The 16,007-nt window shown below is 66.4% G+C and carries 13 protein-coding genes and 2 pseudogenes; 13 read left to right on the forward strand and 2 right to left on the reverse strand.

What is annotated here, in order from left to right; genetic code table 11:
- Positions 1 to 23: 23 nt before the first annotated feature.
- Positions 24 to 1,106 carry an alcohol dehydrogenase catalytic domain-containing protein gene (locus K0O62_RS01375; RefSeq protein WP_073855346.1) on the reverse strand — a complete coding sequence of 361 codons (1,083 nt, stop codon included), beginning with the start codon at positions 1,104 to 1,106 and terminating at the stop codon, positions 24 to 26.
- Positions 1,107 to 1,132: 26 nt separating this feature from the next.
- Here K0O62_RS01375 and K0O62_RS01380 point away from each other — a divergent pair, with 26 nt between their 5' ends.
- The 5 genes and pseudogenes from K0O62_RS01380 (at position 1,133) to K0O62_RS01400 (ending at position 4,686) form a co-directional block, all read left to right on the forward strand.
- Positions 1,133 to 1,564, forward strand: coding sequence for an acyl-CoA thioesterase (locus K0O62_RS01380; protein ID WP_083603701.1), 432 nt, complete (start codon positions 1,133 to 1,135; stop codon positions 1,562 to 1,564).
- Between the two features lie 66 nt (positions 1,565 to 1,630).
- Positions 1,631 to 2,779 (forward strand): zinc-dependent alcohol dehydrogenase, encoded by a 1,149-nt coding sequence (locus K0O62_RS01385; protein WP_073855348.1) that lies wholly within the window; start codon positions 1,631 to 1,633, stop codon positions 2,777 to 2,779.
- 13 nt (positions 2,780 to 2,792) lie between these two features.
- Positions 2,793 to 3,359 carry a hypothetical protein gene (locus K0O62_RS01390; RefSeq protein WP_073855349.1) on the forward strand — a complete coding sequence of 189 codons (567 nt, stop codon included), beginning with the start codon at positions 2,793 to 2,795 and terminating at the stop codon, positions 3,357 to 3,359.
- Positions 3,350 to 4,163 (forward strand): annotated as a pseudogene (locus tag K0O62_RS01395) (MBL fold metallo-hydrolase). Before K0O62_RS01390 ends, K0O62_RS01395 begins: the two are co-directional and overlap by 10 nt.
- An 85-nt stretch (positions 4,164 to 4,248) precedes the next feature.
- The gene (locus K0O62_RS01400; protein ID WP_073855350.1) at positions 4,249 to 4,686 is read left to right on the forward strand and encodes an SRPBCC family protein; all 438 of its coding nucleotides are present in this window, start codon (positions 4,249 to 4,251) and stop codon (positions 4,684 to 4,686) included.
- Between the two features lie 72 nt (positions 4,687 to 4,758).
- Here K0O62_RS01400 and K0O62_RS01405 read toward each other — a convergent pair whose 3' ends face one another.
- Positions 4,759 to 5,427, reverse strand: coding sequence for a GntR family transcriptional regulator (locus tag K0O62_RS01405; RefSeq protein WP_205870623.1), 669 nt, complete (start codon positions 5,425 to 5,427; stop codon positions 4,759 to 4,761).
- 156 nt (positions 5,428 to 5,583) lie between these two features.
- Here K0O62_RS01405 and fadD5 point away from each other — a divergent pair.
- The 8 genes and pseudogenes from fadD5 to K0O62_RS01445 form a co-directional block, all read left to right on the forward strand.
- Positions 5,584 to 7,199: pseudogene (fadD5, locus tag K0O62_RS01410) on the forward strand (fatty-acid--CoA ligase FadD5); the annotation flags it as partial.
- A 240-nt stretch (positions 7,200 to 7,439) separates the two neighbouring features.
- A complete protein-coding gene (locus K0O62_RS01415) occupies positions 7,440 to 8,237 on the forward strand; it encodes an MlaE family ABC transporter permease (RefSeq protein WP_073855353.1) in 798 nt (265 codons plus the stop codon).
- Position 8,238: 1 nt separating this feature from the next.
- Positions 8,239 to 9,108, forward strand: a complete 870-nt coding sequence (locus K0O62_RS01420) for an ABC transporter permease (protein WP_073855354.1) — start codon at positions 8,239 to 8,241, stop codon at positions 9,106 to 9,108.
- A gap of 4 nt (positions 9,109 to 9,112) precedes the next feature.
- On the forward strand, positions 9,113 to 10,324 hold the full coding sequence (locus K0O62_RS01425; protein ID WP_073855355.1) for an MCE family protein: 1,212 nt from the start codon (positions 9,113 to 9,115) through the stop codon (positions 10,322 to 10,324).
- Positions 10,325 to 10,568: 244 nt separating this feature from the next.
- Entirely contained in the window at positions 10,569 to 11,600 is a 1,032-nt protein-coding gene (locus tag K0O62_RS01430; RefSeq protein WP_073855356.1) for an MCE family protein, read from the forward strand.
- The gene (locus K0O62_RS01435) at positions 11,597 to 13,198 is read left to right on the forward strand and encodes an MCE family protein (RefSeq protein ID WP_073855357.1); all 1,602 of its coding nucleotides are present in this window, start codon (positions 11,597 to 11,599) and stop codon (positions 13,196 to 13,198) included. The genes K0O62_RS01430 and K0O62_RS01435 overlap by 4 nt, the downstream gene beginning before the upstream one ends.
- Positions 13,199 to 14,848: a virulence factor Mce family protein gene (locus K0O62_RS01440; protein ID WP_073855358.1), complete on the forward strand. Its 1,650-nt coding sequence runs from the start codon at positions 13,199 to 13,201 to the stop codon at positions 14,846 to 14,848.
- A complete protein-coding gene (locus tag K0O62_RS01445) occupies positions 14,845 to 16,002 on the forward strand; it encodes an MCE family protein (RefSeq protein WP_097934189.1) in 1,158 nt (385 codons plus the stop codon). Before K0O62_RS01440 ends, K0O62_RS01445 begins: the two co-directional genes overlap by 4 nt.
- The last annotated feature ends 5 nt before the right edge of the window (positions 16,003 to 16,007 follow it).

Here is a 16,007-nt window from a genome sequence, read left to right on the forward strand (position 1 = left end):
CACCATTTCGTCGATCTCGGCGGCTAGAACTCGATGATCTGGCGCACCGCCCGCCCGTCGGCGAGTTCGTCCATGCCGGTGTTGATCTCGTCGAGCGCGATGGTGGAGGACACCAGCTTCTCCACCGGCAGCCGTCCGGCCCGCCACATCTCGACGAAGCGCGGGATGTCCCGGGCCGGCACCGCGGAGCCCAGGTAGCTGCCGATCAGCGTGCGGCCCTCGGCCACCAAACTCAACGGTGACAACGAGATCCGCGCATCCGGTGGGGGCAGGCCGACGGTGATGGTGCGTCCGCCCGGCGCGGTCAACCCGATCGCGGTCTCCAACGCGCCGGCATGCCCGACGGCCTCGATCACCACCTGCGCCGTGAAATCGGCCTGCTCCGGCGTGAACGTCTCGTGCGCGCCGAGTTCACGCGCCAGCGCCAGCTTGTCGGGCAGGCGGTCCACGGCGATCACCCGGACGCCGTCGTGGGCGAGCGCGGTCAGCATGGCGGCCATCCCGACCCCGCCCATCCCCACGATCGCCATGGTCTGCCCGGGCTTCGGTTCCCCGGCGTTGAGCACCGCCCCGCCACCGGTCAGCACCGCGCAGCCCAACAGCGAGGCGACCACCGGGGGAACGTCCGCGTCCACCGGCACCACCGAACGCCGGTCCACCACTGCGTGGGTGGCGAACCCGGACACCCCGAGATGGTGCAGCACCCCGCCGCCGAGCCGGACCGCACCGGTGAGCAGGGTGCCCGCACCGTTGGCGGCGCTGCCCGGAATGCAGGGGGCCAGGCCGTCGGTGGCGCAGGCCGAGCATTCGCCGCACCGCGGCAGGAAGGTCATCACCACCCGTTGGCCGGGCGCCAAGTCCGAGGCGCCGCCGACCTTCTCGACGACACCGGCGGCCTCATGGCCGAGCAGCATCGGGATGGGGCGCACCCGGTTGCCGTCGACCACCGACAGGTCCGAGTGGCACAGCCCGGCCGCCTCGATGCGCACCAGCAGTTCACCGGCACCGGGATCGTCGAGTTCGAGTTCGGTCACCGACAGCGGCCGCGACGCCGCATAGGGCCGGGACGCGCCGATCGTTTCCAGCACCGCACCACGGATCCTCATGGTTCCAGCCTGACATGCTGAGCGGCATGGAGTATTCGAACGCGGACTTCGGAGTGCACTGGCCGGTGCAGACGCGGTGGACCGACAACGACATGTTCGGCCACCTCAACAACGCGATCTACTACCAACTGTTCGACACCGCCATCAACGCCTGGATCGGTTCCGGCGCGGGCGTCGACCCGATGTCGGCGCCCTGGCTGGGGGTGGTGGCCGAGTCGAGTTGCCGCTACTTCACAGAGCTGAAGTTCCCCTCCGATCTGGTGGTGGGACTCGCCGTCACCCGGCTGGGCACCAGCAGCGTCACCTACCGCACCGGGTTGTGGGCCGACGGTGGGCCGGTCGCCGCCGTCGGATCCTGGGTGCACGTCTACGTGGACCGCCAGACCCGCCGGCCGGTCCCGATCCCCGACGCGATCCGAACACTGCTGGGCACGGCTGTCCGCGACGCGAAGCTCTGACCAGCCCGGCGTTTCCGCCGCCGCTCAGCGGGTAGCCGCCCGTGAAACAGCCACGGAGGAGGCGCCATGCGCGCAATGGTGTACCGCGGGCCGTACAAGGTGCGGGTCGAGGAAAAAGATCCTCCCACGATCGAGCATCCCAATGATGCGATCGTGCGGGTCACGATGGCGGCGATCTGCGGATCCGATCTGCATCTCTACCACGGGATGATGCCGGATACCCGGGTCGGCATGACGTTCGGTCACGAGTTCATCGGCGTGGTCGAGCGGGTGGGCCCGTCGGTGCAGAATCTCAAACCGGGCGACCGGGTGATGGTGCCGTTCAACGTCTATTGCGGGTCGTGTTATTTCTGCGCGCGGGGCCTGTACTCCAACTGCCACAACGTCAATCCCAACGCCACCGCCGTCGGGGGCATCTACGGGTACTCCCACACCTGCGGTGGTTACGACGGCGGGCAGGCCGAATTCGTCCGGGTCCCGTTCGCCGATGTGGGTCCGGCGATCATCCCGGACTGGATGGACGACGAGGACGCGCTGCTGTGCACCGACGCGCTGGCGACCGGCTACTTCGGTGCGCAACTGGCCGATATCGCCGAGGGCGACACCGTGGCGGTGTTCGGGGCGGGGCCGATCGGTCTCTACGCGGCGAAGTCGGCCTGGCTGATGGGCGCGGGTCGCGTCATCGTGATCGACCATCTGGAGAACAGGCTGCAGAAGGCCCGCATCTTCGCCCACGCCGAGACACGCAACTTCGCCGAGTACGACGACATCGTGGTGGAGATGAAGAAGGCCACGGGTTGGCTGGGCGCGGACTCGGTGATCGACTGCGTCGGCGCCGAAGCCGACGGCAACTTCTTACAGCACGTCACCGCGACCAAGTTGAAACTGCAGGGCGGCTCCCCGGTGGCGCTGAACTGGGCGATCGATTCGGTGCGCAAGGGCGGCACGGTATCGGTGATGGGTGCCTACGGGCCGATGTTCAGCGCGGTGAAGTTCGGCGACGCAATGAACAAGGGGCTGACGTTGCGGATGAACCAATGCCCGGTGAAACGCCAGTGGCCGCGGCTGTTCTCGCACATCCAGAATGGCTATCTGAAACCCAATGACATTGTCACCCATCGGATCCCGCTGGAGCACATTGCGGAGGGGTACCACATCTTCTCGGCCAAACTCGACGACTGCATCAAGCCGGTCATTCTTCCCCAAGCCAGCTGACAGGAGTATCGCCATGGTCTACACCGCCGAACACCCGCCGGTACCCGACAGTGACGAGTTGCGCGCCCGCATCCCGGGGTGGGGCGCCGACCTCGACCCGGCCGACCGGCCCGCCGTCCCCAGGATGCGGTTCGATCCGTCGGCCTCCGGGGCGCACTGGGACCTGCCCGAGCAGCAGCCCGAGCGCGTGCCCAGGGAGCGTTCCATCGAACATGCGCGTCTGACACCGGTTTTCGGGACGTCTGCGCCGTTACGGGGGGTATCCGGTCTCGTGCGCAGGTTCGCCTACCGGTACAGCGAGGGGCGCGCGGCGCACTGGCTGCTGCTTCTCGGCGCCGACCGGGTGGACGCCGTGGAGAGCCACCTGGCCTCGCTGTTCACGTTGCGTCCGGACAATCCGATCACCGAGACCGGGGTCAAGAGCGAGTTCACCCACCACGGCTGGAAGGCCCGGGTCGGCACCACCCGCGTCGACAACGCACACACCTGGATCGACCCGCTACTGATCGCCGGGCCGTGGGTGGCCGTCGGGGCGCTCGCGGTGAAAGGCATCCGCCGGGTGGCGGCCCGGTGGACCTGACCGTCACCTTCATCGGTAATGCCACCACGCTGATCGCGTGCGGTGGCCTCACCGTCCTGACCGATCCGAACTTTCTGCACCAGGGCCAGCACGCCTACCTCGGCTACGGGCTGGTGTCCAAGCGGCGGCACCCGCCGGCGCTGAGCATCGACGAACTGCCGCCGCTGGACGGAATCGTGCTCTCGCACATGCACGGCGACCACTGGGACCGCGTCGCGCAGCGCGACCTGGACCATGGCCTGCCCGTCGTGACCACCCCGCACGCCGCCAAGCGTCTGGTCCGTCGCGGCTTCGACGCCGCAGCCGGGCTGACGACCTGGGACTCCCGCGAGATCGTGAAGGACTCCACCAGGTTGCGGATCACCGCCCTGCCCGGACGGCACGCGCCCGCCTGGACGCAGCGGCTGCTGCCGCCGGTGATGGGGTCGATGCTGGAGTTCGGTCCGGTGGGGGCGGACTTCCGGCGCCGGCTCTACATCTCGGGGGACACCCTGTTCATCGAGGACCTCAAGGAGATCCCGGTCCGGTTCAGCGCCATCGAGGCCGGCATCGTTCACCTCGGCGGCACCCGGCTGCCCGCCGGGGACCGACTGCCGTTCGGGCTCACCGTGACGATGGACGGCGCGCAGGGGGCCGCCGCCGTCGAGGCGATCGGACTGCCGAAGGTGATCCCGGTGCACTTCGTACGACTACGGGGTGTTCGCCTCGCCGCTGCGCGACTTCCGGGAGGAGATGAGCCGACGCGGGATGGGCGAGCGGATCATCGAGATCTCCCGGGGCGGGTCCATTCAGCTCACCGATTGATTCTGCGCACAGGTCACCGAAGTGCGCGAGCGGTGCGCCCTCACCGCAGAGTCAATACGCGGTCCGGTCCCGATATGCTCGCCGAATGCCGATCGTCAGCAAGACCGTCGAGGTCGCCGCACCCGCCGCCGCCATCATGGGGATCGTCGCCGACTTCGAGGCGTACCCGCAATGGAACGAAGAGGTCACCGGTGCCTGGGTGCTGGCCCGTTACGACGACGGCCGGCCCAGCCAGCTGCGCCTGGACACCAAGGTGCAGGGCATGGAGGGCACCTACATCCAGGCGGTGTACTACCCGGGTGAGTTCCAGATCCAGACCGTGATGCAGCAGGGCAACCTGTTCTCCAAGCAGGAACAACTCTTCGCGGTGGTGGATATGGGCCCGACCAGTCTGCTCACGGTGGACATGGACGTGGAGGTGTCGATGGCCGGCGTGCCGTCGATGATGGTGAAGAAGATCGCGGGCGACGCGCTCGAGCACCTGGCCGGCAACCTGAAGAAGCGGGCCGAAGAGCTGTCCTGACACCGAGATCGACGTTTGGTCGGTTTCCTCTCGCACTTTCCTGCCCGTTTGTTCGTTTGGGCGCAAGAGGGGTCAGGTCCACAGGCCGAGCTCGTCGAGCAGGCTGGTCAGCCGGCGCGCCCCGTCGTCGAACTGGCTGCGGGTCAGCCGCACCACCTCGGCGACGTCGCGTCGGCGCATGGCGGCCACCAGTTGCCGGTGATTGGCCACCGCCTCGACACCCCACTGCGGGTCGGAAGCGTAGATGTGCGGGGGTAGGTAGCGGGCCGCGTTGAGCAGGAACCAAGCCAGCTTCATCCGATTCGTCGAGCGGTTGAACGCACGGTGGAAGTTGAACTCCGCCAACGCGATGGTGTCGACGTCCCCGCCCTGCACGGCCGCGTCCAGGGCGTCGGTCAACCGGTCCAGTTCGTCGATGTCGGCCTCGCCGGCGCGCACCGCCGCGGTCGAGGCGAGTTCGGCGGCGATGGCGCCCTGCAGCCAGAAGATGTCGGCGATGTCGTCACGGGTGAACGGCGCGACCACGTGCCCGCGGTTGGGTTCCAGTTGCACCAGGCCCTCACCGCGCAGGGTGCGCAGCGCCTCGCGCACCGGGGTGATGCTCACCCCCAACCGGGCCGCGGTCTCATCGAGACGCACGAAGGTGCCCGGTCGCAGCGTTCCGGACATGATCGCGACCCGCAGATGGCCGGCCACCTCATCGGAGAGCTGTTCGCGGCGGCGCTTCACTGGTGCTTCCACGTCTGTCGGCGCCGTCCTTTCGAGCGGGGTATTGCGGTCGGACGGCTTGTTCTCCCGGCCGGTGTCGTCATAGTGTGACCGGGCCGACACAAAGTTTGATCAAATATAAACCTTGCCCAAGCCTCGTTGCGCACCCTCGACGAAAGAGCCTCCGCGTTGACCGCTCAGAGCACCGAACAGCCCTACCTGGCCCGCCAACAGAACTGGTCCAACCAACTCTCCCGGCATGCGCTGATGCAGCCCGCGAAGACCGCGCTGCGGTTCCTCGGGCAGACCACCACCTGGGCCGAGCTCGATCAGCGGGTCACCAAGCTGGCCGGCGCACTGCAGCGCCGCGGCGTGGGCCCCGGCGACCGGGTGCTGATCCTGATGCTCAACCGCACCGAGTTCATCGAGTCGTTCCTGGCCGCCAACCGGCTCGGCGCGATCGCGGTGCCGGTGAACTTCCGGATGACCCCGCCCGAGATCGCCTACCTGGTCAGCGACTGCGAGGCGGCGGTCGTCATCACCGAGGCGGTGCTGGCGCCGGTGGCGACCGCGGTGCGTGACCTGGACGCCACCCTGTCGACGGTGATCGTCGCGGGCGGGGCCACCGAGGACGGGGTGCTCGGTTATGACGACATGCTGGCCGAGGACGGGCCCGATCCGGCTGCGGTGGATATCCCCAACGACTCCCCGGCGCTGATCATGTACACCTCGGGGACCACCGGGCGGCCCAAGGGTGCGGTGCTCACCCACACCAACATCGCCGGGCAGGCGTTGACGACCCTGTACACCACCGGTGCGGACATCAACCACGATGTCGGTTTCATCGGCGTGCCGCTGTTCCACATCGCCGGTATCGGCAACATGATCCCGGGTCTGCTGCTGGGCCGCCCGACGGTGATCTACCCGCTCGGTGCGTTCGACCCGGGCGCCCTGCTCGACGTGCTGGAGGCAGAACAGGTCACCGGCATCTTCCTGGTGCCCGCGCAGTGGCAGGCGGTCTGCGCCGCCCAGCGCGCACAGCCGCGCAACCTCCGGCTGCGCGCGTTGTCGTGGGGGGCCGCGCCGGCCTCGGATACGTTGCTCAAGCAGATGGCCGAGACCTTCCCCGGCGCCAACATCCTGGCCGCCTTCGGGCAGACCGAGATGTCCCCGGTGACCTGTATGTTGTTGGGCGAGGACGCCGTTCGTAAGCTCGGCTCGGTGGGTAAGGTCATCCCGACGGTGTCCGCCCGGATCGTCGACGAGGACATGAACGACGTCCCGATCGGTGAGGTCGGCGAGATCGTCTACCGCGCACCGACGCTCATGGCCGGCTACTGGAACAACCCCAAGGCCACCGCGGAGTCGTTCGCCGGCGGCTGGTTCCACTCCGGGGATCTGGTGCGCCAGGACGAGGAGGGCTACATCTGGGTGGTCGACCGCAAGAAGGACATGATCATCTCCGGCGGGGAGAACATCTACTGTGCCGAGGTCGAGAACGTCCTGGCGGCGCACCCGGCGATCACCGAGGTCGCGGTCATCGGTCGCCCGCACGAGAAGTGGGGCGAGGTGCCGGTCGCCATTGTGGCGTTGGCCGCGCCTTCCGACGCGTCGCTCACCCTGGAGGCGCTCGACGAGTTCCTCACCGAGCGGCTGGCCCGCTACAAGCACCCCAAGGCGCTTGAGATCGTCGACGCGCTGCCCCGCAATCCGGCGGGTAAGGTGCTCAAGACCGACCTGCGTGCCACGTACGGTTCCGGCACCTGATTGACGGCGGCGAAAGTTCTACTCCGGCAATGGTTTCTGAACCCGATCAGTCGACGGTCACCGCACGGGATTTGTTTGCTAACGGTTGCGGGGTCAATAAAGCGGTTGTGCAGCACCGCCGGTACCGGATCGGGTACAGTCCTGTGGTCCGTCTTACTACCGACCAGTAGTAAGGCGGCGCATCACACACCGACGGATACGGGGCTCCGGATAAGTGGAGGAGGGGGCGTGCGACAGGTGATGCCGCCACGCAACGAGCTCGGTTCGGCGGTGCGCCGGTGACGGCGGGCAACGGTCTGGTCGACTACGTCAAAGAGCAGCTCGACAAGCCGCTGACCATGGTCGGCGGCTTCTTCAAAATGTCGGTGCTGACCGGAAAAGCACTGCTCACCAGGCCCTTCCAGTGGAAGGAATTCGTCCTCCAGAGCTGGTTCCTGATCCGGGTGGCGTTCCTGCCGACGCTGGCGGTGTCGATCCCGCTGACGGTGCTCATCATCTTCACCCTCAACATCCTGCTGGCCGAATTCGGCGCCGCCGACGTCTCCGGCGCCGGCGCCGCGCTCGGCGCGGTCACCCAGTTGGGGCCGCTGGTCACCGTGCTCGTGGTGGCCGGCGCAGGATCCACCGCCATCTGCGCCGACCTCGGTGCCCGCACCGTGCGCGAGGAGATCGACGCGATGGAGGTGCTCGGCATCGATCCCATCGAACGGTTGGTGGCTCCTCGCGTCGTGGCCGCCACGTTCGTGGCCTTCCTGCTCAACGGCGCGGTGATCACCATCGGTCTGGTCGGCGGGTACTTCTTCGGTGTCTACATCCAGAACGTCAACGCCGGCGCGTACGTTGCCACGCTGACGCTGCTCACCGGATTTCCCGAGGTGATGATCTCGGTCATCAAGGCGACCCTGTTCGGGCTGATCGCCGGGCTGGTCGGCTGCTACCGCGGCCTGACCGTGGCCGGCGGCTCGAAGGGCGTCGGCACCGCGGTGAACGAGACCCTGGTGCTCTGCGTGGTAGCGCTTTTCGCGGTCAACGTGGTGCTGACCACGATCGGCGTCCGGTTCGGGACGGGGGGCTGACGTGAGCACTTCAGCCGTCCTGCGGACCCGGTTCCCCCGCGCGTTCGACCGCACCCGCGGTTTCGTCGGTGCGCCGGGCCGGTTCCTGGACAGCATCGGGCACGTCGCCTGGTTCGTCCTGCAGGCCGTCGGTCAAGTTCCGCACGCCTTCAAGAACTACCGCCGGGAGGCGCTGCGTCTGGTCGCCGAGATCGGGATGGGCACCGGGGCAATGGCGGTCATCGGTGGCACCGTCGCCATCATCGGTTTCGTCACGCTGTCGGCGGGCTCGCTGATCGCCATCCAGGGTTTCGCCTCACTGGGCAACATCGGTGTGGAGGCCTTCACCGGGTTCTTCGCCGCACTGGCCAATATCCGCGTTGTGGCGCCCGTTGTCACCGGCCAGGCCATGGCCGCGACCGTCGGTGCCGGCGCCACCGCCGAACTCGGCGCCATGCGCATCAGCGAGGAGATCGATGCGCTGGAAGTGATGGGCATCAAGTCGATCTCATACCTGGTGTCCACCCGCCTGATGGCCGGTGCAATCGTCATCGTCCCGCTCTACGCGATGGCGATCCTGCTGTCCTTCCTGTCCGCTCAACTGGTCACCACGGTGTTCTACTCGCAGTCGGTGGGCACCTACGAGCACTACTTCCACACGTTCCTCCGCGTCGATGACGTCATGTGGTCGTTCCTGGAGGTGATCATCATGTCGATCATCATCATGTTGAACCACTGCTACTTCGGCTATTTCGCGAGCGGCGGCGCGGTGGGCGTGGGCGAGGCGGTGGGCCGCTCGATGCGTACCTCCCTGATTGCCATCGTTCTCGTGGTCCTGTTGGCCTCGTTGGCGCTGTATGGCACCGACCCGAACTTCAACCTGACGGTGTGATGCCATGGCCGCCGAGCTGAACAAGTCGAAGACCCCGCCCTACAAGCTGGCCGGGCTGGTGCTGCTGTTGATCAGCGCGTTGATCCTGGGGCTGACCTGGCTGCAGTTCCGTGGCTTCTTCGAGGATCGGGTGCCGCTGACGGTGACGGCCGAACGGGCCGGTCTGGCAATGGACCCAGGCTCGAAGGTCACCTTCAACGGTGTACCGATCGGCCGGCTGCAGTCGGCCGAGGCGGTGACCGATGGACAGGAGTCGCATGCCAAGCTGCTGCTCGATGTGGATCCTCGATATCTGCACTTGATCCCGGTCAACGTCGAGGCGGAACTGCGCGCCACAACGGTGTTCGGCAACAAATACATCTCTTTCCGGTCGCCGGAGGATCCGTCGGCGGAGACCCTGAAACCAGGAGCGGTCATCGTTGCCGGTGGGACCACCACCGAGTTCAATACGCTGTTCGAGACGATCATGGGTATCGCCCAGCAGATCGACCCGGTCAAGCTCAATCAGACCCTCACCGCCGCCGCGCAGGCGCTGGACGGGCTCGGTGACAAGTTCGGCCAATCACTGGTGAACGGCAACGAGATCCTGGGCGATCTGAATACCCGGATGCCTCAGTTCGCCCATGACGTCAGGGCTCTGGCCGATCTGTCGGAGGTGTATGCCGATTCGGCGCCGGACCTGTTCGACGGGCTCGATAACGCGGTCACCACTGCGCGCACCTTCAACCAGGAGCGCGGCAATATCGATCAGGCGTTGATGGCCGCGGTCGGATTCGGTAACAACGCCGGTGATGTCTTCGAACGCGGTGGCCCGTATCTGGTGCGCGGCGCGCAGGATCTGCTCCCCACCTCGAAGTTGCTCGACTACTACAGTCCCGAATTCTTCTGCCTCATTCGCAATTTCGCCGAAGGGGCTCCGAAAATCGCTGCGTCACTTGGCGGTAACGGCTATTCGTTGCAGACCATCACCGAGATAATCGGCGCGGGAAATCCCTATGTGTTCCCGGACAACTTGCCGAGGGTCAACGCAAAGGGCGGACCGGAGGGTCGTCCGGGCTGTTGGCAGAGCATCACCCGTGATCTGTGGCCCGCACCGTATCTGGTGATGGATACCGGAGCCAGCATCGCCCCGTACAACCACTTCGAACTCGGTCAGCCGATCGCCGCCGAGTACGTCTGGGGCCGCCAAGTGGGGGAGCACACGATCAACCCATGAGTGACGCTTGCGGAACGAATCGACTGCGCAGCATGCGGGACCCGAGCTTGCGAGGGAGCCGCATGAGTGACGCTTGCGGAACGAATCGACTGCGCAGCATGCGGGACCCGAGCTTGCGAGGGAGCCGCATGAGTGACGCTTGCGGAACGAATCGACTGCGCAGCATGCGGGACCCGAGCTTGCGAGGGAGCCGCATGAGTGACGCTTTCGGAACGAATCATCAGAGGGCATGCGAGGGGGCCGCATGAGCATCAAGGGCACATTGTTCAAGCTGGGTGCCATCTCCGCGGTGTTGCTGACCTTCACCGCGCTCATCTTCGTAGTGTTCGCCCAACTCCGATTCGACAAGACCACCGGATACTCCGCCGTGTTCGAGAACGCCAGCGGTCTGCGCCCCGGCCAGTTTGTCAGGGCCTACGGCGTAGAGGTCGGCAAGGTCGAGGACGTGACCCTGATCGACGGCGGCGAGAAGGTCCGGGTCGACTTCGCGGTGGAACGCGATCTCCAGCTGTTCTCCGAAACGGCCGCTTCCATCCGCTATCTCGACCTGATCGGCAACCGCTATCTGGAGATCCGTCGGGGAGACAGCAACCAGATCCTGCCGGCGGGCAGCACCATCCCGGTGGAGCGCACCGAACCGGCGCTGGACCTGGACGCGCTCGTCGGAGGGTTCCGTCCGCTGTTCAAATCCCTGGACCCGGACAAAGTGAACAACATCGCCAACTCGCTCATCACGGTTTTCCAGGGGCAGGGCGGCACCATCAGTGACATCCTCGACCAGACTGCGGAGTTGACCACCGCCCTGGCCAGCCGTGATCAGGCCATCGGTGAGGTGATCACCAATCTCAACACCGTGCTGGACACCACCGTGAAACATCAGACGCAGTTCGACGAAACACTGCAGAACTTCGAGAAGCTGATCACCGGTCTGAAGAACCGGGCAGATCCGATCGCGTCGTCGGTAGCCGAGATCAGCAACGCCGCCGGATCGCTGAGCGATCTGCTGTCCGACAACCGGCCACTGCTCCACGACACCCTCGGGTATCTGGAGGGCACCGGACAACATCTCGTCGCGCAGAAGGATGCAATAAACCAGTTCCTGTTGGACATCCCGGAGGCGCTCAAGGTCGTCGGGCGCTCCGGCGGTATCTACGGTGACTTCTTCAACTTCTACGTCTGCGATCTGTCCTTGAAGCTCAACGGGGCGCAGCCGGGCGGGCCGGTCCGCAACGTCCGGTTGGTCACTCAGCCGTCAGGTAGGTGCACGCCGAAATGAGGACGATCCAGGGTTCGGACCGGGTCCGCAAGGGTGTGATGGGCGTAGTCACAGTGCTTCTCGTCATCGGCGTGGGCTCCAGTATCACCAGCGTGCCGATGCTGTTCGCGGTGCCCACCTACTACGCGCAGTTCAAGGACACCGCCGGCCTCAACGTCGGTGACAAGGTGCAGATCGCCGGAGTCGACGTCGGCACGGTCACCAGCATGGATATCAACGGCGACAAGGTCGAGATCGGCTACACCCTCGGCGGCCGGGAGATCGGAACCGAGAGCCGCGCTGCGATCCGGACCGATACCCTCCTGGGCCGGAAGAACATTCAGGTGGAGCCGCGCGGTGACCAGATCCTTCAGCCGCGCGCTTTTCTACCGGTCGAGCAGACCCAGACGCCGTACCAGATCTACGACGCATTCCTCGATGTCACCCGAGCCTCGCAGGGCTGGGACACCCAGGCCGTCAAACAGTCGCTGAACGTACTGTCCGAAACTGTCGATCAGACCGCACCGCACCTGAGCGCAGCACTCAAGGGCGTGCAGGAGTTCTCCGATTCGCTGGGCAAACGTGACGATCAGCTCAAAGCACTGCTGGCCAACGCAGGCAAGATCGCCACAGTGCTCGGTGACCGCAGCGCGCAGGTCAACGCGCTGCTGGTCAACACGCAGACGCTGCTGTCGGCGGTCAACGAGCGCCGGCAGGCCGTCAGCGTGCTGTTGGAGCGGATTTCAGCTGTCTCGCACCAGGTTTCCGGGTTCATCGACGACAACCCCAACCTCAACACCGTGCTCACCCAGCTGCAGACGGTCAGCACCGTCCTCAATGAGCGCAGGAATGAACTCGCGGACACGATCAGTCTGGCGGGCAAGTTCATGATCTCGCTCGCCGAGGCACTATCGTCGGGCCCCTACTTCAAGGTGGTGCTGGCCAACCTGCTGCCACCGACCCTGCTGCAGCCGTTTGTCGATGCGGCGTTCAAGAAGCGCGGTATCGACCCCGAGCAGTTCTGGCGAAATTCCGGACTGCCTGCGTTCCAGTTCCCGGATCCCAACGGCGAGCGCTTCGAGAACGGTGCGCCCCCGCCTGCACCGCGGGTGCTGGAGGGCACTCCGGAATTCCCGGGTCCGGCTGTCCCGCCCGGATCGCCCTGCTCGTACACCCCGCCGGCCGACGGCCTGCCCCGTCCTGGAACCCCGTTGCCCTGTGCGGATCTGAGCGTCGGTCCGTACGGCGACAACCCGTACGGACCGAACTACCACGGTCCGGTCGGCGTCCAGACCTCTGAACCCGACCCACACGGACTCGGGCCGACCCCGGGCATTCCCAGTGCTGCGATCCCCGGCCAGTTGCCGCCGAATGTCCCGGGCGCCCCGGCACCGCCGTTGGCTCCCGGTCCGCCCGGAGCGCGCACCGTGCCGGTCGGTCCGCCCGGGGTTCCGGCCCCGCCGGGACCGACCCCGGGCCGCGCCGTCCCGGCACCGATCCTGCCCGGACCGCCCCCGCCGCCGGGGCCGGGCCAGCAGCTCTCCCCGGCCGGCACCTTGCCGTTGCCGGGTAACCCACCGTTCCTTCCGCCCGGATCGCAGCAGGGAGGGGTGCAGTAGATGTCGACCATCTTCAACATCCGAAACATCAAGCTGCCGGTGCTGTCCAGGGCGTCGGTGATCCTGGGGATCATCGTGCTGGTTGTTGCCGTCGGTGCGGCCGCGGTGGGCTGGAACGTCTACAAACGGGTGAGCACCACGACGGTCACCGCGTACTTCCCCGAGGTGCTCGCGCTGTACCCGGGGGACAGAGTCCTCATCATGGGCGTCAAGGTCGGCCAGATCGACTCGATCACCACCGACGGCGACAAGATGAAGGTCGATTTTCACTGGGACAGCAGGTACAAGGTGCCGGCGAATGCGTCGGCATCGGTGCTCAACCCGAGCCTGGTGGCGTCCCGCGTCATCCAGCTGTCCCCGCCCTACACCGGCGGGCCCGCCATGGCTGATGGTGCGGTGATCCCATTGGAGCGCACCCAGATTCCGGTCGAGTACGACGAGTTGCGCAATGAGGTGACCCGAATCCTGGCCGACCTCGGGCCGACCGCCGAACAGCCCAGGGGGCCGTTCGGCGATATCGTCGACTCCTTCGCGGACGGGTTCGCCGGCAAGGGCGAACAATTCAACAAGACGATCCAGGGACTCTCCGAAGCGCTCGGTGCGTTGAATGAGGGTCGCGGTGACATCGTGACCGTGATCAAGAGCCTCGCGACGTTCGTCAACGCGCTCTACCGGAACGACCAGCAGTTCGTGGCCCTCAACAACGATCTTGCCCAGTTCACCGATTCGTTCACCAATACCGACCGCGAGGTGGCCACCGCGCTACAGGACCTCAATCAGGTGCTGGCGACGACGCGAAAGTTCCTCGACGACAACGCTGAACCGCTCACCGCCGACATCAAGAACCTGGCGGACGTGACCAACGCGATCCTCCAGCCGGAGCCGCGCGACGGTCTGGAGATCGCGCTGCACACATTCCCCAACCTGCTGGCCAATGCGAACAACATCGCGTCACCGAATCAAGGTGGCGTCGTTGCCCTTCCGGTGCTGCCCGGCGTCACCAGCTTCTCCAACCCGCTGAACTTCATCTGCAGTGCCATCCAGGCCGGCAGCCGGCTGGGCTATCAGGAGTCCGCGGAGCTGTGTGCCCAATACCTGGCGCCGATCATGGACGCCATCAAGTTCAACTTCCTGCCCTTCGGCATGAACATGGCGAGCACCGCGATGACTCTGCCGAAGCAGATCTCCTACTCCGAGCCCCGGCTTCGGCCGCCGCCCGGGTACAAGGACACCACCGTGCCGGGCATCTTTGCCCGTGACACCTTGTTCTCGCACGGCAATCACGAGCCGGGCTGGATCGTGGCGCCGGGCATGCAGGGCGTCGAGGTGTCGCCGTTCACAGCGAACATGCTGACCCCGGATTCGTTGGCTGCGTTGCTCGGTGGGCCCGACATCGTGCCGCCGCCGGCGCCTCCGGCCTTCGGTGTGCCACCGGGAGGCAATCTGCCCGGCCCGCCGAACGCGTACAGCCAGACCAATCCGCTGCCGCCGCCTTGGTACCCGCAGCCGGGCCCGCCGCCGGCCCCGGCACCGGGCGTGATCCCCGGTGATCCGTTGGGCGCCATCGCTCCTGCGGCTCCGGCAGCGCCGGCCGCCGTACCGGCACCCCCCGGGCCCCCGCTGCCCGCCGAGATAGGAGGGGGCTCATGACTCGGCCACAGATGAACTGGACGAAGCTCGGCGTCCGCACCGTCGCGCTGGCGGCCACCGGTCTGATGCTCAGTGGCTGTGGCCAATGGCGGGGTATCGCGAACGTCGCGCTGCCGGGTGGCCCCGGCACGCAGGACGGTCACTCGACGATCTACATCCAGATGCCGGAGACGTTGGCGCTCAACGCGAACAGCCGGGTCCGCGTCGCCGATGTCTTTGTCGGGCGGGTACGGACCATCGAGTTGAAGAACTGGGTGCCCACCCTGACGGTGGACCTGGAACCCGGCATCAAGTTGCCGTCCAACGCCCTTGCACGGATCGGGCAGACCAGCCTGCTGGGCTCTCAGCATGTGGAACTGGACTCCCCCGCTGAACCGTCGCCGACCCCGCTGCGGAACGGCGACACCATCCCGTTGCAGAACTCCTCGGCGTTCCCGACCATCGAACGGACCCTGGCCGCGATCTCGGGAGTCCTCACCGGAGGTGGCATCCCCAACCTCGAGGTGATCCAGAATGAGGTGAACGCGCTGCTGACCGGTCGGGCCGATGAGATCCGCGAGTTCCTGAACCGGTTGGACACCTTCACCCTGGAGCTGAACAAGCAGCGCGACGATCTGACCCGCGCGATCGACTCCACCAACCGCCTGCTGGTCGTCATCGCGCAGCGCAACGACACGCTGGATCAGGTGCTGACCGAATTCCCGCCGCTGATCCAGCATTTCGCGGAAACCCGGGACCTGTTCGCCGATGCGGTGACGGCGCTGGGCCGGGTCTCCGAGGCGTCCGACGAGACGCTCAGCAACTCGAACGCCAACCTGCACACCAACTTGCAGGATCTGCAGCGCCCGCTCAAGCAGTTCACGAGGGCGGCACCGCACCTGGTAGAGGCGGTGAAGTTGATCCTGACCGCACCGTTCGCGATCGAGAACATCCATAAAGCCATCCGCGGCGACTACATCAACACGTCGGCGACCATCGACCTGACGCTGTCCGCCCTGGACAACGGCTGGCTTTCGGGCACCGGTCTGTCGGGCATGCTGCGCGCGCTGGAACAGGCCTGGGGCCGTGACCCGGCGACGATGATCCCGGACATCCGTTTCACGCCGAACCCGCTCGATGCGCCGAACGGACCGCTGGTCGAAAGGGGGGAGTGAGACAT

Source organism: Mycolicibacterium diernhoferi (assembly GCF_019456655.1).
GTDB lineage: Bacteria > Actinomycetota > Actinomycetes > Mycobacteriales > Mycobacteriaceae > Mycobacterium > Mycobacterium diernhoferi.

Excerpts from the sequence above, each read along its gene's own strand:
- K0O62_RS01430 (WP_073855356.1), top strand. The coding sequence starts at position 10,569 with ATGAGCATCAAGGGCACATTGTTCAAGCTGGGTGCCATCTCCGCGGTG.
- K0O62_RS01380 (WP_083603701.1), top strand. The coding sequence starts at position 1,133 with ATGGAGTATTCGAACGCGGACTTCGGAGTGCACTGGCCGGTGCAGACG.
- K0O62_RS01445 (WP_097934189.1), top strand. The coding sequence starts at position 14,845 with ATGACTCGGCCACAGATGAACTGGACGAAGCTCGGCGTCCGCACCGTC.
- K0O62_RS01385 (WP_073855348.1), top strand. The coding sequence starts at position 1,631 with ATGCGCGCAATGGTGTACCGCGGGCCGTACAAGGTGCGGGTCGAGGAA.
- K0O62_RS01400 (WP_073855350.1), top strand. The coding sequence starts at position 4,249 with ATGCCGATCGTCAGCAAGACCGTCGAGGTCGCCGCACCCGCCGCCGCC.
- K0O62_RS01435 (WP_073855357.1), top strand. The coding sequence starts at position 11,597 with ATGAGGACGATCCAGGGTTCGGACCGGGTCCGCAAGGGTGTGATGGGC.
- K0O62_RS01440 (WP_073855358.1), top strand. The coding sequence starts at position 13,199 with ATGTCGACCATCTTCAACATCCGAAACATCAAGCTGCCGGTGCTGTCC.
- K0O62_RS01375 (WP_073855346.1), bottom strand. The coding sequence starts at position 1,106 with ATGAGGATCCGTGGTGCGGTGCTGGAAACGATCGGCGCGTCCCGGCCC.
- K0O62_RS01425 (WP_073855355.1), top strand. The coding sequence starts at position 9,113 with ATGGCCGCCGAGCTGAACAAGTCGAAGACCCCGCCCTACAAGCTGGCC.
- K0O62_RS01390 (WP_073855349.1), top strand. The coding sequence starts at position 2,793 with ATGGTCTACACCGCCGAACACCCGCCGGTACCCGACAGTGACGAGTTG.